The following is a 22,323-nucleotide window of genomic DNA, read 5'->3' as shown; positions in this document are numbered from 1 at the left end:
GGGCTTAGGAGACATAATAAAAATCAGATATTTTTATCAAAGGAGTATATTATTTAATTGATATATTGGTATCCTTATCTTTTTTTTATTAATTTTATGATGATTTAAAGATATTATGGCAATTCTAATATCAATTAATCAATGATAATTATTGACTATCCTTATAAATTTCATAATGATTTTTAATAATTTATCATATTTCATCATGCTTTACTTTTTTTAAACAAAGTAGTAAAAATTTTAATAATATCTTGATATTTATTAGTTTATTTATTTATTTTTAACATTTTTTGTAATTTTTTTCAATATTTCTAAAATTTATTACTTAAAAAATAACAATTAAATCAAAAGATTTATAATTAATAATCATGATATATTATTTTATATTCATGAAAATTTATTGTATAACTCATTGAATTTTTTCATGATAATTAAAAATTATAAGAAATTTGGGGCTTTTTAAAATGTTTTTGAAAAGAGTTGTTTATGGAATACTCTACATTTTGGTATTAATAGTTGAAATTATTAAAGCAACTATCGATGTAGCTTTAAGAGTTTTTAAAAAAGACAGTATTAATCCTGTTATAGTGGATATTCATACAGATTTAAAACGTACTGTTTCTCAGACTATTTTAGCAAATAGTATTACATTAACTCCAGGTACCTTATCTGTAGATTTGGATTCAGAAAATCAAATTATAAAAGTAGCAATTATAGCTCCAAGGGATACTAAAGATATTATTCCATTTGAACCGTATATTAAAAAAATGTTAGAATAATTCTTTTTTAAAAATCATTATTGATATGTGATAGTAATGAATATACTAATAATTTCACAATATATTTTAGTTTTAGCACTCTTATTTATGATGATTGTAGCTTTAAGATTAGCTGCTAGGGAAGGTATTTCTAATGCGCTTATAGGTTGTTCTGTTATTAATTTAGTTTTAGCTATGCTACTAATTGTTATGGGAAATATATTTTCTATTGAATTTTGTAAAGACATTGCATTCCCATTAATATTTATAGGAGTTGTTGGTACTATAGCTTATGCAATTGTTTTAAGGAGGACATAAAATGTCTTTTATAGTTGAGGTAATACAAGCTATTTTAATAATTATTGCAGCTATTTTAATTTTTATAGCAGCAATAGGTATAATTAGATTAGATAGTAATATGGACAATGTGTTCTATGTTAGATTACATTTATTCGGTGTTTTGGATGTTGCTTGTATTCTTGCATCTATTGGTCTAGGCCAATATTTAATAGCACTTTTATATTTAATAATAACACCATTTGTTGCTCATACTATCTCTAATGCATATTTATATAGTGAAGATAAAATCAATAAAAGTGAGGATAAGGAAAATGTATGAGATTATAATTCTTATAATAATTATTATTTTTACTTTAGTTAGTGCTATATTAGCACTTGTTAAAACTGATTTATTGGAAGTAGCAATTTTATCTGGTATTACAGGTGTTGGAGTTGCATTATTATTCCAATTATTACTTGCTCCAGATGTAGCTTTAACTCAAGTTATTGTTGGAGGGGCAATTATCCCAGTATTTGCGGCTTTAGCTATTAAAAAAACTACAAGAGTTGATGATGGATGATATTATTAGATATGCAATTATTAACTTTGTTTACTGCTGGAGCATTAATAATTATAGGAATTTTCGCAGCTATTTATATTGACAATATAATTAAAAAGATTATTGGACTTTCTTTTATTGAGGAAGGTGTAAATCTATTTATTATATCTTTAGGTTTTAATAAAGGAGGAGTTGTTCCTATTTTAATGCCTGGGATGAACACAAATTGGTTTGTAACAAATTCTGCTTATCCATTACCTCAAGCATTAGTTTTAACAAGTATTGTTATTGGTGCAAGTACTTTTGCTATTATGTTGGCTATAGTTATGGTGTTATATAAGAAATATGGTAGCTTAAGTACTCGTGAAATTTTAAAACATAAATCTGATATGGGGGATGAACAATGAATGAATTGATCCCTTTAATTGTTATAATTCCGATTATTGCAGCATTACTTTTAAACTTATTTGCAGGAAAAAATAAAATAATTAAAGCTATTGCTTTTATTGTTGGAATTGGAATGCCAATACTTACTTTGATAACCGGTTATGGATTACATTACTTTGGCGGTCATCAACCATTAGCTTCATCAAATATTGCTGGTCTTCCATCATATATAACAAATTCAACATTATATAATTTACATCCTGCAATTACATATTCATATACGCCACTTGCAAAAGTATTTATTTTTGCTTTGGGAATAGTTGTATTTTTATCTCTATTAACATATTTAAATTCTGAGAATAAATCATCTGGTCCATTTTTATTTATGGTATTTATGGGAACGGCATCTGTTTCTGCATTAATATTGTCTGATGATTTATTTAATATGTATGTTTTCTTTGAAATTGCAGCTTTAATACAAACAGGTATAATTATAGCATCTAGTGCAAAGGATAATTATGAAACCGCATTAAAGTATATGATTTTAAGTTCTATTGGTGGACCAATTTTACTTTTAGGAATTACAATATTACTTGCAATTTGTGGTAGTGTAAATATTACCGATATTAGTTTGGCTGTTAGTACTTTGGTTCAAACTCCTATTTCTAGAGGAGTTTTATTATTTGCATTTAGTTTAATATTCTTCGGATGGCTATATGCATCAGGTTTACCTCCGTTCCATGTAATTAAATCTTCTGTATATAGTAAAGCTGAACCATATGGGGCTTGTATTCTCCAAGCTATGAGTTTAATTAGTTTAATTGCATTTGTCATTGTTATCTTTAGAATATTTGGAGATTTTGATTTATTTAAAGGAGCAATGATTTTAATATCTATAATTGCAATGGTATTAGGAGTATCTATGGCTGTAGTACAAACAGACTTTAGACGAATGATAGCTTATTTATCTGTTGGCGAATTAGGTTTTGTAGGACTTGGTTTTGGCCTTGGTGGTAAATTTGCCATTACTGCAGGTTTATTCCAAGGAGTAAATGAAATGTTAGTTACTACATTATTATTTATAGGCCTTGGGTCTGTTGTTTATTTAACTAATACTTCAGATACTAGAAAATTAGGAGGGCTCATTGGTAAAAACACTATGATGGCAATAATGATTTTATTAGGTGGTTTTGCAATGGCAGGGGTACCTCCATTTAATGGATTTAGAAGTAAACTTATGATTGTTGAGGCTGCTTTAACTTCTGGTTATCCAGAATTAGCAGTAATAATCGTACTTATAAGTATTGCAACATTTATTGTATTTGTTAAATCATTCTATACAATATTCTTAAAACCCCAACCAAATGATTTAAAATTCGTTAAAGAATCAATTCCTAAATCTATGATTTTCGCTGTTGCAGTTTTACTTATAATTTGTTTAATATTAGGTTTATATCCAGGAATTGTTACTAATCCTATTTCACAATGTATAGGAGGATTATTATGAGTTTTTATGATGATTTCTTAAATTATTTTAAGGATAAATTTTCAAAAAATCAAATAACTAATGAAAATGTCTCAGGTTCCATTGCAGCTGAGTTAATTATAATTTCATCAACTTTAATTACAGCACTACTTCTAAGACATATTAGTATAGTTTTAACAGCTGTTGTTATATTAGTTCTCCTTGTTTTAATTTTATCTAATTTACCAATTAGTATTAAATTATTCCAAGAGCAGGATGATTCAATTGAAAAGATGTTGTTTTATGCTGTTGTTTCTCTTGGAGTCATTGTTAGTATATTTTATTGGGGGGGATTATAATGTCTAGTTCAGTTCGTAATATAATTGCCACTATTGCAGTAATTTTATTTACTGTAAGTTTATTCGATGCATTTTATGATTTAAGGCAAATAATTGATCCAGGTATTAGTAAAGTTTATACATATTTAGGAACTCAAATAGAGCCAAATATGGTAACCCTTGTTGTATTTGATTGGAGGGGTTATGATACTTTAGGAGAAGCTTTAATATTAGTTAGTGCAGTAGTTATTGTCCTTTTAATATTTGGTTATGGAAGAATTAAGGAGGGTAAAAATGACCAATGATGACATTAGTCCTATATTAAAGATTTTTGCAATGCCTGTAGCTTTTATTTTCATTGCTTTAGGAATATTAACTGTTCTTGGTGGACATATTACTCCTGGTGGAGGTTTCCAAGGTGGAGCTATGATTGCATCAGGAATAATATTAGTTATTTTGATATTTGGATTGAATGACTCTCCTATAGAACTTTCACATAAATATATATCTATTATTGAAACTTTAGGTGCATTAGGCTTTATTTTCATAGGCCTTGTTGGATTAGTATATGGAGGATCATTTTTATATAATGTAGGTACTGATTTCTATTCAGTTGTACCAAATTTCATTGTCAATATATTCCATTATCCTGATGTAACAAATGCGGGAGCTGTACCTTATTTCAATATTTTAGTTGGTCTTAAGGTATTCGTTGGATTAAGTGCAGTTGTAATTGCATTTTTAGGTTTTAAATCTTTAACTGAGGAGGCAGAAGAAGATGATTAGTTGGGGTCCAATTATCGTAGGTTTAATTTTTGGATTGGTTGTAGGATTTTCATTTAGGAAAAATGAATATTTTAATTATTCTTCACTTTTGTTCATGTTTATATTCTTATTAATCATATCTTGTCTTGAAGGTGAATTTCCATTTTACGAAAATCTTCCAATATCATTAGGTTTTTTCTCTGCATCTTTGGGGCTTGTTATTGGGAAATTATTATTTGGAAGAAAAGAGAATTCAAATAAGAATTCATAGATTAGGAAGTTAATATCATGTTTTTATCTACAAATAAATGCCAAGGTTTAGGAGAATGTATTAAACAATGTCCTACAGAAGCAATACGATTAATAAATAATAAAGCATTTAGTTGTATTACTTGTGGAATTTGTTATCAAAGATGTCCTAATAATGCTATTTTTAAAAATGAGTATGGGGGATATGTGGTTGATAGAGTTAAATGTAATGGATGTGGGGTTTGTAAATTTAATTGTCCTATAAGTAATATTAAAATTGATGATGGTATTGTCAAAGGAATCTGTTCACGTTGTGGCAGATGTGTTGATGCTTGTGGTATTAATGCTAGAGTAGATGGATTTGATTTAATTAAAGATAAACAATTAAATTATCTTAAATCTTTAGATTCTATTATTCCAAGTTATAATACACATAGGACTTCACATTCAAAAGAAGTATCAAGATTATCTCTTGTTACTAATTATGAGGATTGTACCTTATGTGGAAGATGTGAATATTATTGCCCTACAAATGCTATTAAATTAAGAGTCGATAAGGAAAGGGGTATTTGTAATAATTGTAATGTTTGTGAGGATGTATGTCCTACAGGAGCTATGAAAGATACAATTATTAATCATGATTACTGCTCATTATGTTTAAATTGTTTAAAATCATGTCCTAATGAGGCTATTTTAGTTAATGATTATAAAATAAGTATTATTAAATTAAATCAAAAAAATGATGGAAGTATTGTTTCATGTATAAATTGTGGTTTATGTGATGATGTATCAGACACTGAATCTTTTAAAAGAATTAATGGTAAATTAAGATATGATCCATCTTGTGATGTTGATACATTAGAAAATTTTAACCAAGCAATAGATTTATGTCCAACTTCAAGTTTACACATAAATAGTAATGGATTAATAATGAATAATACTCAAAAAGAATATTTCCTTGAAGGTTACTGTACTATGTGTGGAAATTGTGTAAAAGTATGTGAAAATAAGGCGAGGATATACAAAACCATTACTTGGGATGGTAAAGCTAATAATAATTGTATTTCATGTGGAACATGTGCAGAGCTATGTCCTAAAAACGCAATAATACTAAAAAAGGAGGGTATTGAAGTAAATCTTGATGATTGTATACTTTGTGAAACTTGTGGAATATATTGTCCTACAGATGCTATTGAAAAATCTACACTGGCTAAAAAAATAGTAATTGATGGATTTAATAATGTTGATTCTAAATTATGTATTTATTGTAAATTATGTTATGATATTTGTAAGCAAGACGCTATTATTGATAATGGTGATAGCGTAAGTGTAGATGATGAAAAATGTATTAAGTGTGGAGCATGTAAAAATATTTGTCCATCAAATGCATTTATATTTGACAGAAATTTCGTAAATAAAAATAAAACGGTTGGGTGTTTAAATGGAAAATCTAATTAGAATCATATTGGCTGGAGCTTACACTAACTTTAAAAGGATTTTTTTCGCTACAGATAGAGTAACAGATATGAATTTAAGACATGATGTTTTAAATGGTAATATTCAACCTGAAAAAAAAGTTGATGCTGATGCTTGTATAGGATGTGGAGGTTGTGCAAATGTATGTCCTACTGGGGCAGTTAGTATGAAAAAATTAAATCAATCAGAATGGTTAGCAGATGGATGGGCTAAAACTGAAGTTCCAGAATTAGATAGTACTAAATGTGTTGTATGTTATTGGTGTCATGATTTTTGCCCAATATACTCTTTATATGCTTATCAAGGAACTATACATCCAAATGCAGTTGGTGAAGTAGATATTTCTCCTAGTGAATTACTTGAAAAACCATTTAAAATACATCAGGATAAACTTGAATTTATTTCACAATACTTATCAGATAAAACTATAATAAAAAATCAGAAGAAATAATCAAAATTAATTTAAATAAAAATTATTTATTCATAATTATTTAAGGAGGATTTTATGAGTCTTAAATCATATTCAAGGCAAAGGGCCATACATGTAATGTTAGTGTATACTGGTGGATGTAATGGCTGTGATATTGAAATAGTTAATGCAGTTCTTTCACCTAAAATTGATATAGAACAGTATAAGGTATTTTTAACTTGGAATCCTCGTGAAGCAGATATATTGGTTGTAACAGGCCCTGTAACTTATCATAATAAAGAACCATTACTTAAAATTTATAATGACATACCTGATCCTAAATTAGTTATAGCTGCAGGCTCATGTGCATTAATGGGCGGTGTCTATAAAAATATTCATGGGGATATTCCTTCTGAAGAAATTGAAGGTCCTGTGGATAATATTATTCCAGTGGATGCAAAAGTCCCAGGATGTGCAGTAAGGCCTCAAGATATCTTGGCAGGTCTTGTAAGTGTTTTACCAAAATTATTAAATGCTGATTAAAATTATTATTAAAAATTATAAATTGGGAGTTTAAAATGATTGAAGAGAAAATACCTAATCCAAATGGAGAACTTATTGAAACTGAAATTTCAATGGGTACAGTTCATCCAGCTGCTTTAGAGCCTTATAGGGTTCGTTTTTTTGTAGAAGATGAAATCATTCAAGAAGCAGAAATTACTATTGGTGTTAACCATAGAGGTGTAGAGAGGATTATGGAAGGACTTCCGGTAGAAAAAGCAAATGCTTTAACTGAAAAAATATGTGGTATTTGTTCTAATTCACATACTTGGAATTCAGTTTTAACTGCTGAGAAAGGTTTAAATATTGATATTCCTAATAGAGCTAATTACATTAGGGTTATTATGGGTGAACTTGAAAGATTACATAGTCATTTACTTTATCTTGCTCATGGAAGTGAGGTTTTAGGTCATGAAACTTTTTCAATGAGAATATTTTATATTAGAGAAACTGTTATGGATTTACTTGATATGATTGGAGGTAATAGGGTTCAATATGGTGTTTCTATTATTGGAGGAGTCAGACCTAGATGTGAACTTAATGAAATGAGAATCCTAAAAATTGAAACTGGTTTGGACCAGTTAGAAAGTGATATTACTAAATTTGCTGAAAGATTTAAAGCTGACCCTATTGTTAACTCAAGAATTGATGGTGTTGGATATTTACCTCCAAAACAAGCTAGAAAATTGGCTGTTACAGGTCCATCACTTAGGGCTTGTGGTTTTGACTATGATATAAGAACTGAAATGCCTCAATATGATGATTTTGATTTTGAGGTAATTAGTTTGGATACTTGTGATGTTAAGGCAAATCTTTTGATGAGGGTTCTTGAATCATTTGAATCTATTAAAATCATTAGACAAGCAATTAAAAATCTTCCAAAAGGCCCTATTGCTGATAGAACTTGGGAGATGATAGATTGTGATATTATACAAAGTTATATTGAAGTTCCAAGAGGAATTTGTTATCATTCATATGCATTAGAAAATGGTAGAATTAGAGGGTCTGTTATTAGAACTCCCTCTATGTCCAATATTGCAGCTATGCAATATGCAGCTATTGGAAATCATATTACTGATGGACAGTTATGTATTGTACAATGTGATCCTTGTTTTACATGTACAGATAGAGCTTTTGAAATCATTGAATTATAAAATCATGAGGGATTATTATGGCAGATATTACAATTTTATATTCAATTATTGGTGCAATTGTAACCCTATTTGTATGTTTTATTATTGGAACATTCCTACCGGGTGTTGAAAAGAAATATGTTCATGCTAGAATTCAACAACGGATTGGTCCTCCAGTAAGCTCTGTAGGTATTATGGCTCCTATTAAATTTGCGTTTAAAGATAATTTAGAGCCACATTCACCTGCACCTGGATTATATAAAGCATTACCAATTTTAAGTTTCCTTTGTGTATTATTGGTTTTATTATTTATAACTCCTCAAATGTATTCAGTTGCATTACTTTCTAGTGTAATTGCTATTATAGGATTATTAAAAGTGGAAGAAATAGCATATGTCCTTATGGGTTCATTATCTAAATCTATTATGTCACTTTCAATGAGATTTCCTGATTTAGTTAAAGGTGCCGTCCATAGTGATGTAGTTAGATCACATATTGAAGATATTAGTTCAAAAAGGTCTCTTAGAATGATTTCATATGGTTCTTTTCCATTATATTTATCATTATTTGTACCTGTAGTTTGTTCTGGAAGTTTGTATATTGGAGGTATTATTAAATATCAGCAAATTCATGGTCCATTTATTTTTACAACTCAAGGGATACTTGCGGCTTTTATATTTTTCATAGGTTATGTTATTTTATTAAACGAATCTCCATTTAATATAATTGAAGCTGAATCTGATGTTATTCAAGGACCATATATGGAATATATTTCAAAATATAGGTCTGTAATATACCTCACAAAAGGTTTATTAATGTTTACACTTGCTGCATTGTTCACAATATTTTTCCTTGGAATCCCTTTAAATCTCTTTTCATGGAATATATTAGTATATATAATCGTAGCATTATTATTTACTTTGTTTATGGGTATTTTAAGTGCATTTACACCAGTATTTACAAACAGACAATTTTTACCAGTTGTTATTGTTTCAACTTTAATAGGTGTACTTGCAATTGTTATAGGAATTTTAATTTAAAGGTGAAACTATGAAATTTGTTGTAAGAAGTTATCATATCATTAGTTTAGGTGGATATATTGTAGAATGGGATTTTCCATATAGAAACCTAATTGTTGTAAATAAAACAAATGAACCTATTAAAATCGAAATTCCTGTTTTTAATGAAGAATGGATTAAAGAAACTAGAAAATTAGGATTAGATGTTATACCAGTCAAATATGATGATAATTACCTTTTGATGTATAAAAAAGCTCATGCAGAGTTAGATAAGATAAAAGCTAATTTATAGTTTTTTTAAATCATTTTAATTATTTTTTTATTAATTCTTTACTTTTTTTTTAAAAATTTTTATATTAGTAAATCCAATCTTTATATGAAATTAAAATATAAACAGTGATTAAGATGTCTAATTATGCAATAAGTATTAAATCTGTAGAGAAAAAAGGAGTTTTAGATGAAATAACTGAAATTATCACTGCTCATAATATTAATATTGCTTATCTTAATCTTTTCATTGAAAATGATTTTAAAGGTTCTATTAATATTGAACTAGAAGATGTGGATGATATAAATTTATTAATTCAGGATTTAAACAATTTAAATAGTGTTTATAATGTAAAAATTTATCCCTCACAAGAGGATGTCTTCGGTAAACGTGTAATTATTTATGGTGGGGGAGCTCAAGTATCTCAGGTTGCTTTAGGTGCAATCACAGAAGCCGATAGACATAATATTCGTGGTGAAAGAATCAGTGTTGATACTTTACCTGTTGTAGGAGAAAAACCTATTGCTGAGGCGGTTAATGCTTTAACAAGGCTTCCAAGAGTTAGTGTACTTGTACTTGCAGGTTCAATTATGGGTGGAGAAATTATTGAAGAGATAAAAAAGGTAAAAAGCATTTATGATTTAACTGTTTTCAGTTTAAATATGCCTGGTGGAGTTACTGAAGTTTCAGATTTAATTGTTACAGATCCAATTCAAGCAGGAGTTATGGCGGTAATGCAAGCAGCCGATACTGCAGTTTTTGATTATCGTAAGTTAGATAAAGATAATAGAAAATTTTAATTAAAAAAATTAGATTGAAATTTATTATTCTTCAAGACAAATGCCTTTAAACTCACATCTTTCACATTTATTTTCATCGTATTTTACACAAGGTATCTCTTTATTGATAATGATTTGGCGCACATGGTCAAGGATTCTAAATAAGCTTTTTCTAAGATTTACATCAATAATAACCGGTCGTCTTTCACATAAATTTACATATTCTACAAATCCTACATATACTTCCGTATCAAATTCTTCTTCAATAAGAATGGAATTAAATGCAAGTTCTATAGAATCGTTTTCCCATACTCCTTTAATTGGGGGTGTTGAAGCTTTTAAAATAATGGGGAAATATTTCCCATTTATAATTTCAATTTTATCGGCTAAACCACTAATGTTTAATTGCCGATCTTTAAGTATATAATTATACATACTTGTAGGATATAAGATTTCTAAAATTTTATTTCCCTCTTTATTGGTTAGATTCATATATCTTTTAGCTTTAAGTGCAAGAATTTTAATATTATAACGGGTTTCATTACTTAAATCGTTTTTATACTTTTCTAAATCATCACTATCATATTTTTCAGGATCATATAGCTCATTGATTCGATTATTAATATAATAATTTACATTTTTAAATAGTTCTTTTTCAATATCTGCAACGCTCATATTCCTATTTGTCCTTTTTAAATTCCTTTGAATTATATCCTGAATTTCTAGTCTAATTTCTTTGATGCTTCTACCTATTTCATAATTTTTATTTTCTATATCCCCATGAATGTTATATTGATAATATAGCTGCATAGGGCAGTACATATATGTTTTGATTTTTCTTAAACTAATCATATCATCAACTCAAATTTTTTTTAAATTTTATATTTACGTATAATGATATTAACTATTTAATATTTAAATATATAAGTTATAAACGTTTATTATTTTTTTAAATTAAAAATGAATTGTAATTAGTTTGTTTAGATATAATTTAACCAATATTTTTCATAGTTAAAATACTTTCAAAGATTTTAATTATTTTAAATTCATGAATATTTTTAAAATAAAATTTTTTATTATTTGGATTTCAATATGCATATTCAAAAACAAATTATTACTTTATTTACTCTATTTAAAGTAAATTGATTAATTAAATTATAATTATATATAATAATAGAAAAAGTAGTTAAATTATCAATGATTATTTTAATAATTTTATGCTTAATTTATGTATGAAAAAAGAAAAATTTACTATAATAAAACCTACTCTTAAATACAATATTAGTTTTTTTTGTCTGATTATTAATTACAGTATATAAAACATTTTGTAATGGTCTTTATATTTAAATTTCTAATTTAAAATATTGTTGACCATTAATTTGTATTAATATTTATATATGAAAATTATAAAACCGTGTAATAGGGTTGAGTCTTAAACAGGTTTTTCTTTAAGTTTTATATACTCTCCAATAGATTCTCTTGTTGAACCTACAAGTATTCTATAACTTGGATTTTTACCTTCAGTTATAACTTTTTCAACTTTACCTCTTGCTATAACTCTTTCTCCATCTAGAACTTCTCCTGCATAAGTGTGGGTTAGTGATGCAAGGTGAGTTATTTCCTCTTCAATCCCGTCTAAATGTTTAACATCTGTAATTTCATATACTGCAGGATTATCCATAGATTTAAGATCATTTGTAATAGTACATTCTATTTTAGCAATACCTAATGGGATATATTTAGTATCTCCGTATTTTCCTTCAACTTCATCCATATTCCTTGTACATAGGATGTCAAATAAAGTGCCTCTTATAACTCCTCTATTGAATTTTCTAGCTTCATACCAGCAGAATTCTTCTTTTTTAAGACTATCATCTTTAATCCTTTTTTCATATAAATGTTGCCAAAATTCATTTTGGATTGGATTTAATACTATATTTCTTTTATTTTCATCTTCTCCAACTTCTACTTCTTGATCATGATATTTTTTAAAGGCGTTTATAGCTTTTTTATGGTTTTCAAGACCATATATAACAAAATCTAAATCGGATATTTCTGCTTTTTGTAGACCTGGACAGGTAGAACCTGAAATACCTAAGTAATCATAGTCAATTCCTGCAATATAATGGAAAAAGTCAGACAGATCTATTAATTTTTCTCTAACATCTTTTGAAACCTTTTCATCAAGTCCTTTTCTTATAGTTTTTAGTCTATCTTCAGGTTTTATAATTTTATCAACCTTATCTAATGGCACTCCCATCATATCAACATTAGCGAATGGTATAAATATTCAGGATGGTTTTCTCTTAAATATGCAAATGCCTCATCGGAACCTACTTTAGAATATCTTTTCCCATTTTTTTCCCGATCTCCATTTTCATCCGGTATGTATCTTAAAAATGAGATAATTCTATCTTTAGGATGTAGGTAGTTTGTAGATGCAAAGTACAAATCGTCTTTTGAATGTATAAAATCTCTTGTTCTAACTTCCATCATATCACATAACTTTAAATAATTAGAAAAATTCTTTTAAAATTTAATTAATTTTTAATAATAGTATTATTTTTATAATTTATTAAATATTTGATACATAGAATTATTAATTATATAAGATAACACTAATCAATGGTCAATATTCATTAAAGATTAACCTTTTTAAAATGAATCCTATCATATTTAAATAAAAAATTTAGTTGATTTAATGAAAATAAGTTAATTAAGTTTTAAATTATATATAATAAAAAAATACTTAATTGAAAATAATATTAAAATAATAAATAAAAAATAAATAAATGAAATAAATGAAATAAAAGAAAATTTAAGACAAAATTAAAATAAAAAATAATAAAAAAATAAAATATTATGGATTAACCTTCGACGACTTTAATTAATTGTGCACGTAACTTAACAGTTTTATCATAACCACATACTCCACAAAAGTCTGCGTCACAGCCTCCTCCATAATGATCTTTACTTGTACCACTTCCACATGTAAGTTCTCCTTCATATACATGTTTAGGGTTCCATGTTAATTTACCTATTTTTTTACAGAATGGACACCAATTAACAAAAGTCATTGTATAATTTTTATATTCAAGTCTTCCAGCTTCCATCTCATAATGACAATGTAAACAGGAAGGCATAGCATTTACTGTAATTGTTGGAAGATCTAATGCTTTAACCTCGCTTAATTTTAAAGTAATTCCAGATTTAAGTTCAATGATTTTAACAAAGCTTTTTCCTTTAGAATTCCGATATCCAGATTCATTAAAAACTGTATCCTTAAATTCATAGCTTATATTATGTATTCCTGTAGTAGAACCATTAACTAACAATTTAACTATTCCATCGCCATCAGTAGTTCTTGTAAAAGTTCTACTTTTAAAAGTTATGGTAATGTTTTTATTTGCGATTCCTACATTATTTTTAGCATTAACAAGTTTAATATTAAAGTATCCAGTTTTACCTTTAAGTAAATATAATGGGCCTCCAGTTATATTAGTTTTCATTCTAGGATCAGTATTTACCGTCAAATTACTTCTACCTTCACTAGGATTACAATAAGTATCTCCTTTAAACTCATAGCTTATGGTGTAGTTACCTGGATATGTATTAACTTGAACTCGTGCTATTCCTTTAGAATCAGTTTTTCCAGTTAAAGTTAATGTACTTTCAGAATTATAAATATCGAAAGTAATGGTTTTTCCAGATAAGGGGTTGTCATTTTTATCTTTTAAACTTACTTTATAGTAATCATCGTTATATTCAAGAATGGTTTCAGATTTACCATTAATTAATGTATTCATTTTATGGACTTTTACAGTTATAGTTTTAGAGCTAGATTGGAAGTTTTTACTTCCTCCATAGCTAAGAACTGTTTTGTAAGTTCCAGGAATTAAATTTATTTTAAAGCAAAGCTCTCCAGTATTATTAGTTGTTCCTTTATATGTTTTTTTATTAATTTTAACACTAATTTCTCTATTTTTTAAAGCATTACCATTAGCATTATGGAATTTAAGTGTTATTGGAGCTTTTGACGGATAGGTTGTATTAACATCAGAAGATTTGATATAAGTTTTACCTTTTAAAACGGTAATAGTTGTTTTTTTGCTTGAAGCGTAGTAGGTATTTGTATTGTAAGAACTTATTTGTGCAGTATATTTTCCAACACTTTCTGTAATTTTAAAGTATGCTATTCCATTTTTACTGGTTTTTGATTTAAGGGTTTTTCCATTGATTTTCAATACAATGGTTTTTGATGAAATGGGACTTCCACTTTCATTTTTTAATTTTACTGTGTAATTTTGTCCAAGACCATATCTGAAGCTTTCACTTTTTGCAACTATCTTTGTCTTAATTTTATAAATATAAACATTAAGACTTTTTTTTGCAGGATGGTAATTTTTTCCACCTTTATAGTTTATTACTGTAGGATATTTTCCAAGTGCAAATCCACTAATACTTAAATAAGCATATCCTTTTGCATTTGTGGTTTTTGTATACATTCTATTTTTTAGTTTAATGTATACTTTTTGTTTAGCTAAAGCCTTTCCATATTTATCTTTAAGTAGTATTTTAAATTTATTTCCAGATTTATAAAGTATTTTACGATTAGATACATAAAGCTGGCTTTCGGATTTTACAACATTAATGGTAGATTTGCCTGAACTACTAGTATAATTTTCACATCCTAAAAATTGGTAGCTAATTAGGTATTTATTTACAGATAAGTTAATTAATAGTTTAGCTATTCCATTTTTATCAGTGGTTTTATTAATTGTTTTACCATTAATGGTAAAAACTATGGATTTATTAAATAATGGATTATTAGCTTTATCGGTTAATTTAACGTTATAATAAGTCCCACTACCATATTTTATGGTTTTATTAGTTCCATTAATTATTGTAGCTTTTCCTATAATATTATAATTAGATTTTTCTTCAAGTGAAGAATCTTCCTCGTTTGTTTGCTTTTTATTATTTGATAAGGTATTTACATTATCCTTTTCTCCAGCATTAACTTCTTTATTTAAAGCACTGGATTTATTCTCACTAACAGGAGTATTGTCATAATTATCGGATTCACTTTGGTAAGTGGGTTTTAAGCTATTTTCAACACTTAAACTATTGTCCTCACTATTTACAAGATTTGTATTTGTATTATTATCATTTGATGCATTAATTGTAGTTAAACTAAAACAAAGAATAAACATTGTAAATATTATTAAAAGCAAAGCTTTTTTATTAATATTAATATTTACACCTCAATTTTTTTCAAATAAATGCAACATATCTTTGATTTTAAAATCACATAAGCTAATATATAATTTTAAAATCACTAATAATTTGCATTTTTGAATTTTTTAATTATAAAATTTGTTAATATTTTTTTTTAAAAAAATTTCTATTTTTTTTAAAATTTTTCAATCATTTCTACATGTTTATAATAATTTAATATTTAATTTTATATAAATGTTTTTAAATTCAAAATAATGGATAAATAGGTCTTTTTTAATCATAAATGTTCAAATTTATTATTTTTTTTAAAATTTAGTTAGAAATTATTAAATTTTAATATAATTTTTCTTAAATTAATTATATAAGGTGTGATTTTTATTTTTATCTTATTTTTAATAAATTTTCCAAATATTCCTATGATTTTTAATTTAAAAATTTTTAATTAATATCAATCTTTTTTGAATAGAATAATTGTATTTTTATATCTTTTTATCGTTATTAAATTTGAATCTATAAATTTAATGAATTATAAGCAGGTCAAATTTTTTTAGTTAAAAATTTTATTTTTTATAAATTATTATTTTAAAAATCAACATTATTTCTATATGTAAAATTAAAAAATATTATTACTAAAATTTTTATAGGGTTTATACAAAACTAATTTTTGAATTGTTTTTTTAAATTAAAATTTAAAAATTAAATTAAAATTCATTATTATGAATTATTTATAAATACGAATATAATTTTTATAATCCTTAAAAATTATAATTTACAAATTAATAATTAATATTATAATATAGTAATTATAATTATATTATGTATTATTTTATTTGACAATTCATTTAGTATTATAATAAAAATTTTTTAAAAATTAAAGTTTATAGTTAAAAATGATTTATTATTAATAATTATAGTTTCTAGTTAATAGATTAATTATTAATAATTTGAATTTATAATTATTGATTATATCTTTTAATTAGATTTTATAAGATTTATTTATCTAAATATTATAGAAATCGTGATATTTATGTCAATTTTACATAAACATATTAATGAGAAATTTCCATATGATGGTAGTCAAATAGATCCATTATGGGCTTTTAGAGAATTTAATATTAAGGGCTCTTCAATAATTTCATGGAGAGGTCCAATGAATATTATTCCAGAAAATATTAAAGATTTTGCTGATATTGGTACGGAGATAAAATCGGATGAAATGTTTCATGTAATAGCCGAATTTTTTGATTGTCAACCTGCTAATATGGAAATTGCATATTTACGTCAAAGATTATTAATTTTAATATTTTATGAAAAATTATCTAAATTAGGAGTGTTTCTTAATCGTAATGGGGATGATATTTATATTGATGGGAGAAAATTAAGTGTTTGTATAGCATCATCTTCTATAAGTTCAATGAAAATTCATTTTGCATTAAATATTCGTGATAGTGGAACTCCTGTTGATGTTGAAACCATAGGTTTATTTGAGATTAAAGATAATGAAGGAAATATTGTCTTTGATGAAGATAATATATTAGATTTTATCTCTGATGTAATTGTATCTTATATTGAGGAATTAGAAAATATTTATTTAGATATTAGTAAAACAAAATTATTAGGATTTTAATTTTTTAATTATATAAATCAACTTATAGGTTTTTTTTAATTAAATATTTAATTATTTGAATTCATATTATAGGTTTTAATTAAATATTATTTATTTATTCAAATCAACTTATAGGTTTTTTTAATTAAATCTTATTAATTATTTTAGTAATGATTAAATTTTTATATTGATTATTTAATAATAGAAAGGTGTATAATTATGAAAATATTAATTAATGGGATTAATGCAAATTTAAGATTTTCAGCAGCACATTTAATCCCCACTCATGAAACATGTGGTTGTATTCATGGCCATTCCTATTTTGTAGATATTGAAATTGAAGGAGAAAAAGAAGGGAAATTTGATTTTGTTGTTGATTTTAAAGATATTAAACCTATTGTAAATGAATTATGTAACAGTTTGGATCATAAATTTTTAATACCAATTTTTAATGATAATATGGACTTTAAGGATTTGGATAAAAAGAATTTATCTATGGAAAGTTTTGATAAATTTGGTTCTGTACAATTTAAAATTGATTCTAAAGGATATACTATACCTAAAGAAGATTGTGTATTGCTTCCTTTAAAATATACTTCTGCAGAATCATTATCCGAATATTTTGTTCAAAAATTGTCTGATGCACTTAAAGACAAAACTAATATTAAATCAATTTCAGCTTGTGTAAATGAAGGTATTGGTCAAGGTGCAATGTTTACAAAAGAATTATAAAATAAATTTGCTTTTTATAATTTTAATAAATTATTAAATAAATTAAGGAATTATTATGTTAGAAGCTCCTATTGTAGAAATATTCTCTAGTATTCAAGGGGAAGGCCTTTTAGTTGGTAGAAGGCAAATATTTGTCAGATTTGCAGGTTGTAATTTAGACTGTAATTATTGTGATACTGCTATTAGTAAATCAAGTGAAAATGGCACATTAAAAACAGTGGATTATGTTGTTTCTAGGATAAATGAATTAAAAACAGATGACTTACATTCAGTATCTTTTACAGGTGGGGAACCTTTACTTTATGCAGATTTTATAAATGATGTTATAAATAAAATTGATATTCCTTCTTTTCTTGAAACAAATGGTACCTTACCTAATGAGATTGACAAATTAGACAATTTAGATTATGTTTCTTTGGATATTAAATTAGAAGAACATTTTAATAACAATTACGCTGAAAAGATTTTATTTAATGAAATCAAATCAGTAAATATATTAATGGATAAATCCATAAAAGTATATTGTAAGCTAGTTGTACTTCCAGATTCAAAATTAAGTACAATTGAAAAATTAGCTAAGAAATTGAAAAATGATATTAATAAAAATCAGAGTATGTCAATTGTTATTCAACCTGTAAGTCCAATTGAATTATGGAATGAGGATAAAAAACTCATATTTGAAATTTCACAACTTATAGGTAAATATATGGATGTTTTAACAATTCCTCAATTACATAAATTTATGAATATCGAGTAGTAATAATTATAATTTAATTAATAGTATTATTTTTAAATGATATAAAAAAATTTATATGCATTTACTTCTATAACTCTAAACTCAATAGGAAATTTTATTTAAAATAATATTGTATATTTAAAAAGATGATTAAAAAAATTAATACTATTTTTATTTAAATAATATTGTTAATTATTCATATTCTCTGATTTTTAAATAATTTAATTCATATAATGATTGGATTTATGGGTTTTATTTTAAAAAGTTAAGCTTTATAATTTAACTAAAAATTAGATTTTAATTATTAATCAGAATAATAATTTTAAAGTTTTAAAAAATATGAGGTGTGTTCTATGAAAAATGTAAACGCAAAAAACTTAAAAAGGTCTGGAGATAAAGGATCTGTTGAACGTGAAACAAATCTATCTGAACATGATGGGGACATTATGACTTTGGCTAAAAAAGAAGTTATATCAGTTCCTCCTACTAAATCTATTAGTGGTACTGCAAAAATAATGATAGAACACGAATTTAGAAGAATACCTGTTACTGATCCAGGTTCTGGAAAACTTTTAGGAATTGTAACAAGTATGGATATTTTAAATTTCTTAGGTGGTGGAGATAAATACAATATCATTAAATACAAATGTGATGATAATTATCTCTCTGCAATTAATGAACCTGTTAAAGAGATTATGACTCGTGGTCCAATTACTATGAATCATAAATCCAATATCCGTGAAACTGTTAAAGCTATGGTAGATAACCATGTTGGTGCAATGCCTATCGTCGATAAAGATGAAAAATTGGTAGGTATTGTGACTGAAAGAGATTTTGCATTAGCATTAGCAGGAGTTTTAACTGATGAATTGGTTCAAGACTTTATGACTACTGATGTTATTACTGTAACACCGGGTACATCTATTGATTATGTTACTAAATTCATGGTAAGAAATAGTTTCAGAAGATTACCTATTGTAAGTGAAGATGAAGATATTCCGGATAGAACTCCTGAAAAATTAAGAGGAATTGTAACAAGTAATGATATCTTAAAATTCTTTGTTGATAAAAAATTATTCTCCCAAATGACTTCAATCAATGCTAGTGAAATATTAGAAGATTTCAAAATTAGTGAAATTATGTCTAAAGGTGCAAAAACTGTTGAACCATTAACTAGGCTAGGAGAATTTTCTGAATTATTGAAAAACTTTAATATTGGTGGTGTTCCAGTAGTTAAAAATGAACAAGTTGTTGGAATTATCACTGAAAGAGATATTTTAAAAGCAATTAATTCAAGTTAAATTTTTATTTATTATTATTTAATAATTAATTTTAATTTTTTTATAATTATTGGGAAATTTTATTGATTGTTTTTTCGATTTAAATTTTATCCATAAAATAGGGAGATGTTAATATGCAAATTAAAAATATTATGTCTGAAGATTTAATAACTATTGATAAAGATCAAAATCTTTTAGATGGTTTAAAATTACTTAGAAAAAACAAAATATCCCGATTACCAGTAGTCAATACTAATCAAAACAATGAAAAAGAATTAGTAGGTATTGTTTCTGAAAGGGATATTGCAAATAAATTAGGTTCTTCTAAAGTTGATAAATTATCTCCATCTAAACTACACATATCCTCTGTTATGGTAAAAGATATTATATCTGTAGATAAAACAATGGATTTAGTTGATGTGGCAAATATTATGCTTGAAAATGGTATTGGTTCTGTTCCTGTTCAAGATGAGGATATGATGATAGGTATTGTCTCTAAAGCAGATTTTGTTAGTTTATGTGTTGGTAGGCCTTATGAAAGGGTTACTGTTGGGGAAGTAATGTCTAAAAACATTATTTCTGTTTCAGCTGAAGACAGATTAATCCATGCAAGGCGTGTAATTATTGATAATAAAATTGGTAGGTTACTCGTAACTGGGGACAAGGGTGAACTTGTTGGAATAATTACTTCTAAGGATATTATTAGAGCTTTAATGGACTTTAAAAAACACACTCCTGAAAAATATCAAAAAACACAAATTAAAAATTTATATGTTGATGATATTATGTCAGGAAATGTTTCAGCTGTTTCTAGTGAGGATACTATTGCGGATGTTGCAGGTAAAATGATGGAAACAGGATTTAATGGATATCCTGTTGTAAATGATAATAAGGAAGTAATTGGTATTATTACACAAACCGATTTACTTGCTCTTGTTGCAGAAATAGAATAATTTTGCTACTATTACTTTAAGTAATATTAGCTACTTTTTTTATTTTTTTGGAGGATTTATTATTTTTAATATTGCTTTTTTAGGTCCTAAAGGTACATTTACCTATGAGGCTACATGTAAATTTGTATCAACTTTAGGTGAAGACATTGATGAAATTTGCTTAAAGGATTTTGATACAATCGTTGAGGTTATGGATGCAATTGAGTGTGGAGATTGTATTAAAGGTGTTGTTCCACTTGAAAATTCTCTTGGAGGGTCTATTAATATTACATATGATTCACTTCTGCATGATTATGATTTAATGATTTCATTGGAAATTATAGTGGATGTTAATCATAATCTACTTGCTCCTAAAGGTGTAAAACTTGAAGAGATTGCAGATGTTTATTCTCACTCACAAGCTTTAGTTCAATGTCATAATTATCTTGATAAAATGGATTTTAATATTCATCCTACTTTCAGTACTGCTCATGCTGCCAAAAATATTAAAAAATTTAAAAATGCATCTGCAATAGGTACTTTAAAAGCTGCAGAATTATATGGTTTGGATGTTTTAGAGAAAAATATTCAAGATGCTAATAATAATCAAACAAGGTTTATTGTTTTATCAAAAGATGATGGTGATAAAACAGATAGGGATAAAACATCTATAGCTTTTTCACTTTGTGATGATAAGCCTGGTGGGTTATATGGTATTTTGGGAATATTTGCAGAATTTAATATTAATTTAACAAAAATTGAATCTTGGCCTTCTAAAAAAGCTTTGGGGGATTATATTTTCTTTATAGATTTTGAAGGAAATAGGGAAGATGAAGATATTTCTAAAATTATTAATCTAATTGAAGCTAACACTTCATTTTTTAAAATATTAGGTTCTTATCATTTAATTGAATAAATCATTTAGCTCTATTACAGTCTTTCTAAGTTTTCTTATAAATCATTTATTTCTATTACAGTCTTTTTTCTTATAAATCATTTATAATTTAATGAGAGTTTTTTTAAATAAATATAATCTATATTACTTTTTTTAAAATTTACCATATATTTTTTTCATTTTTTTTAAAATTATGATATTAATATAAAATTATATAATTTTTCACTGCTAGAAACTTAAGATTTTTTCGAATTTTTTTTCATTTTCACTACTTTTTTTCAACTCGTTTTTCTTCAATTTAGTTAATTTTATTTATTTTTATTTTAATTCTTTATATATTAATTTTAATATATTTATAACTTATTTTAATTATTTTTAATACTTATTTTTAAATATTAGTTTATATATAATATTATTATAGTTATTGAATTGATTATAGTTTGAATTTTGGAAATTTA

The 22,323-nt window shown here is 25.8% G+C and carries 25 protein-coding genes and 1 pseudogene; 23 read left to right on the top strand and 3 right to left on the bottom strand.

Going from position 1 to position 22,323, the window contains the following annotated elements; genetic code table 11:
• The first annotated feature begins 464 nt into the window (after nucleotides 1-464).
• The 17 genes from QZ146_RS04200 (at nucleotide 465) to QZ146_RS04120 (ending at nucleotide 10,467) form a co-directional block, all read left to right on the top strand.
• Entirely contained in the window at nucleotides 465-779 is a 315-nt protein-coding gene (locus QZ146_RS04200; RefSeq protein WP_295722407.1) for a Na+/H+ antiporter subunit E, read from the top strand.
• Between the two features lie 36 nt (nucleotides 780-815).
• The gene (locus QZ146_RS04195) at nucleotides 816-1,076 is read left to right on the top strand and encodes a hypothetical protein (RefSeq protein WP_295722406.1); all 261 of its coding nucleotides are present in this window, start codon (nucleotides 816-818) and stop codon (nucleotides 1,074-1,076) included.
• A gap of 1 nt (nucleotide 1,077) precedes the next feature.
• Nucleotides 1,078-1,377, top strand: coding sequence for a cation:proton antiporter (locus QZ146_RS04190; protein ID WP_295722405.1), 300 nt, complete (start codon nucleotides 1,078-1,080; stop codon nucleotides 1,375-1,377).
• Nucleotides 1,361-1,618 carry a hydrogenase subunit MbhD domain-containing protein gene (locus tag QZ146_RS04185; RefSeq protein ID WP_295722434.1) on the top strand — a complete coding sequence of 86 codons (258 nt, stop codon included), beginning with the start codon at nucleotides 1,361-1,363 and terminating at the stop codon, nucleotides 1,616-1,618. Before QZ146_RS04190 ends, QZ146_RS04185 begins: the two co-directional genes overlap by 17 nt.
• Nucleotides 1,615-2,004 carry a cation:proton antiporter subunit C gene (locus tag QZ146_RS04180; protein ID WP_295722403.1) on the top strand — a complete coding sequence of 130 codons (390 nt, stop codon included), beginning with the start codon at nucleotides 1,615-1,617 and terminating at the stop codon, nucleotides 2,002-2,004. The genes QZ146_RS04185 and QZ146_RS04180 overlap by 4 nt, the downstream gene beginning before the upstream one ends.
• On the top strand, nucleotides 2,001-3,491 hold the full coding sequence (gene ehbF / locus QZ146_RS04175) for an energy conserving hydrogenase EhbF (RefSeq protein WP_295722402.1): 1,491 nt from the start codon (nucleotides 2,001-2,003) through the stop codon (nucleotides 3,489-3,491). The genes QZ146_RS04180 and ehbF overlap by 4 nt, the downstream gene beginning before the upstream one ends.
• Nucleotides 3,488-3,808 carry an energy-converting hydrogenase B subunit G EhbG gene (locus tag QZ146_RS04170; protein WP_295722401.1) on the top strand — a complete coding sequence of 107 codons (321 nt, stop codon included), beginning with the start codon at nucleotides 3,488-3,490 and terminating at the stop codon, nucleotides 3,806-3,808. Before ehbF ends, QZ146_RS04170 begins: the two co-directional genes overlap by 4 nt.
• A complete protein-coding gene (locus QZ146_RS04165; protein WP_295722400.1) occupies nucleotides 3,808-4,092 on the top strand; it encodes an EhbH in 285 nt (94 codons plus the stop codon). Before QZ146_RS04170 ends, QZ146_RS04165 begins: the two co-directional genes overlap by 1 nt.
• Nucleotides 4,082-4,573 carry an MnhB domain-containing protein gene (locus tag QZ146_RS04160; RefSeq protein ID WP_295722399.1) on the top strand — a complete coding sequence of 164 codons (492 nt, stop codon included), beginning with the start codon at nucleotides 4,082-4,084 and terminating at the stop codon, nucleotides 4,571-4,573. Before QZ146_RS04165 ends, QZ146_RS04160 begins: the two co-directional genes overlap by 11 nt.
• Nucleotides 4,566-4,823: an energy-converting hydrogenase B subunit J gene (locus tag QZ146_RS04155; protein WP_295722398.1), complete on the top strand. Its 258-nt coding sequence runs from the start codon at nucleotides 4,566-4,568 to the stop codon at nucleotides 4,821-4,823. Before QZ146_RS04160 ends, QZ146_RS04155 begins: the two co-directional genes overlap by 8 nt.
• Before the next feature lie 17 nt (nucleotides 4,824-4,840).
• Nucleotides 4,841-6,259 carry a 4Fe-4S binding protein gene (locus QZ146_RS04150; RefSeq protein WP_295722397.1) on the top strand — a complete coding sequence of 473 codons (1,419 nt, stop codon included), beginning with the start codon at nucleotides 4,841-4,843 and terminating at the stop codon, nucleotides 6,257-6,259.
• Nucleotides 6,243-6,728, top strand: a complete 486-nt coding sequence (locus QZ146_RS04145) for a 4Fe-4S binding protein (RefSeq protein ID WP_295722396.1) — start codon at nucleotides 6,243-6,245, stop codon at nucleotides 6,726-6,728. Before QZ146_RS04150 ends, QZ146_RS04145 begins: the two co-directional genes overlap by 17 nt.
• A gap of 54 nt (nucleotides 6,729-6,782) precedes the next feature.
• On the top strand, nucleotides 6,783-7,229 hold the full coding sequence (locus tag QZ146_RS04140; RefSeq protein WP_295722395.1) for an NADH-quinone oxidoreductase subunit B family protein: 447 nt from the start codon (nucleotides 6,783-6,785) through the stop codon (nucleotides 7,227-7,229).
• 38 nt (nucleotides 7,230-7,267) lie between these two features.
• Nucleotides 7,268-8,401: a nickel-dependent hydrogenase large subunit gene (locus QZ146_RS04135; protein ID WP_295722433.1), complete on the top strand. Its 1,134-nt coding sequence runs from the start codon at nucleotides 7,268-7,270 to the stop codon at nucleotides 8,399-8,401.
• 17 nt (nucleotides 8,402-8,418) lie between these two features.
• The gene (locus QZ146_RS04130; protein ID WP_295722394.1) at nucleotides 8,419-9,420 is read left to right on the top strand and encodes a respiratory chain complex I subunit 1 family protein; all 1,002 of its coding nucleotides are present in this window, start codon (nucleotides 8,419-8,421) and stop codon (nucleotides 9,418-9,420) included.
• A 10-nt stretch (nucleotides 9,421-9,430) separates the two neighbouring features.
• Nucleotides 9,431-9,691: an energy-converting hydrogenase B subunit P gene (locus QZ146_RS04125; RefSeq protein ID WP_295722393.1), complete on the top strand. Its 261-nt coding sequence runs from the start codon at nucleotides 9,431-9,433 to the stop codon at nucleotides 9,689-9,691.
• Between the two features lie 113 nt (nucleotides 9,692-9,804).
• Nucleotides 9,805-10,467, top strand: a complete 663-nt coding sequence (locus tag QZ146_RS04120) for a DUF5612 domain-containing protein (RefSeq protein ID WP_295722392.1) — start codon at nucleotides 9,805-9,807, stop codon at nucleotides 10,465-10,467.
• Nucleotides 10,468-10,491: 24 nt separating this feature from the next.
• Here the strand turns inward: QZ146_RS04120 and QZ146_RS04115 are convergent, their stop codons facing one another.
• From QZ146_RS04115 to QZ146_RS04105, 3 genes and pseudogenes are all read right to left on the bottom strand, one after another.
• Nucleotides 10,492-11,298 carry a Dna2/Cas4 domain-containing protein gene (locus tag QZ146_RS04115; RefSeq protein WP_295722391.1) on the bottom strand — a complete coding sequence of 269 codons (807 nt, stop codon included), beginning with the start codon at nucleotides 11,296-11,298 and terminating at the stop codon, nucleotides 10,492-10,494.
• A gap of 580 nt (nucleotides 11,299-11,878) precedes the next feature.
• Nucleotides 11,879-12,942, bottom strand: a pseudogene (locus tag QZ146_RS04110) (DNA polymerase subunit beta).
• 371 nt (nucleotides 12,943-13,313) lie between these two features.
• Nucleotides 13,314-15,659, bottom strand: coding sequence for an Ig-like domain-containing protein (locus QZ146_RS04105; RefSeq protein WP_295722390.1), 2,346 nt, complete (start codon nucleotides 15,657-15,659; stop codon nucleotides 13,314-13,316).
• A gap of 1,052 nt (nucleotides 15,660-16,711) precedes the next feature.
• On the opposite strand from QZ146_RS04105, the gene QZ146_RS04100 reads away from it, so the two are divergent.
• The 6 genes from QZ146_RS04100 to pheA all read left to right on the top strand — a co-directional run bounded on the left by QZ146_RS04100 (nucleotide 16,712) and on the right by pheA (nucleotide 21,886).
• Nucleotides 16,712-17,311 carry a DUF366 family protein gene (locus tag QZ146_RS04100; RefSeq protein WP_295722389.1) on the top strand — a complete coding sequence of 200 codons (600 nt, stop codon included), beginning with the start codon at nucleotides 16,712-16,714 and terminating at the stop codon, nucleotides 17,309-17,311.
• Nucleotides 17,312-17,509: 198 nt separating this feature from the next.
• On the top strand, nucleotides 17,510-18,022 hold the full coding sequence (locus QZ146_RS04095) for a 6-carboxytetrahydropterin synthase (protein WP_295722388.1): 513 nt from the start codon (nucleotides 17,510-17,512) through the stop codon (nucleotides 18,020-18,022).
• Nucleotides 18,023-18,077: 55 nt separating this feature from the next.
• Nucleotides 18,078-18,779 carry a 7-carboxy-7-deazaguanine synthase QueE gene (locus QZ146_RS04090; protein WP_295722387.1) on the top strand — a complete coding sequence of 234 codons (702 nt, stop codon included), beginning with the start codon at nucleotides 18,078-18,080 and terminating at the stop codon, nucleotides 18,777-18,779.
• Between the two features lie 332 nt (nucleotides 18,780-19,111).
• Nucleotides 19,112-20,059 (top strand): CBS domain-containing protein, encoded by a 948-nt coding sequence (locus QZ146_RS04085; protein ID WP_295722386.1) that lies wholly within the window; start codon nucleotides 19,112-19,114, stop codon nucleotides 20,057-20,059.
• Between the two features lie 113 nt (nucleotides 20,060-20,172).
• A complete protein-coding gene (locus QZ146_RS04080) occupies nucleotides 20,173-20,991 on the top strand; it encodes a CBS domain-containing protein (RefSeq protein ID WP_295722385.1) in 819 nt (272 codons plus the stop codon).
• A gap of 58 nt (nucleotides 20,992-21,049) precedes the next feature.
• Nucleotides 21,050-21,886 carry a prephenate dehydratase gene (gene pheA, locus QZ146_RS04075; RefSeq protein WP_295722432.1) on the top strand — a complete coding sequence of 279 codons (837 nt, stop codon included), beginning with the start codon at nucleotides 21,050-21,052 and terminating at the stop codon, nucleotides 21,884-21,886.
• Nucleotides 21,887-22,323 lie beyond the last annotated feature (437 nt).

Origin of the sequence: uncultured Methanobrevibacter sp., from assembly GCF_905235195.1 — an archaeon.
Taxonomy (GTDB): domain Archaea; phylum Methanobacteriota; class Methanobacteria; order Methanobacteriales; family Methanobacteriaceae; genus Methanarmilla.
The sequence above is the reverse complement of the archived record's forward strand: the minus strand, read 5'-3'. Positions and strand labels throughout refer to the sequence as shown.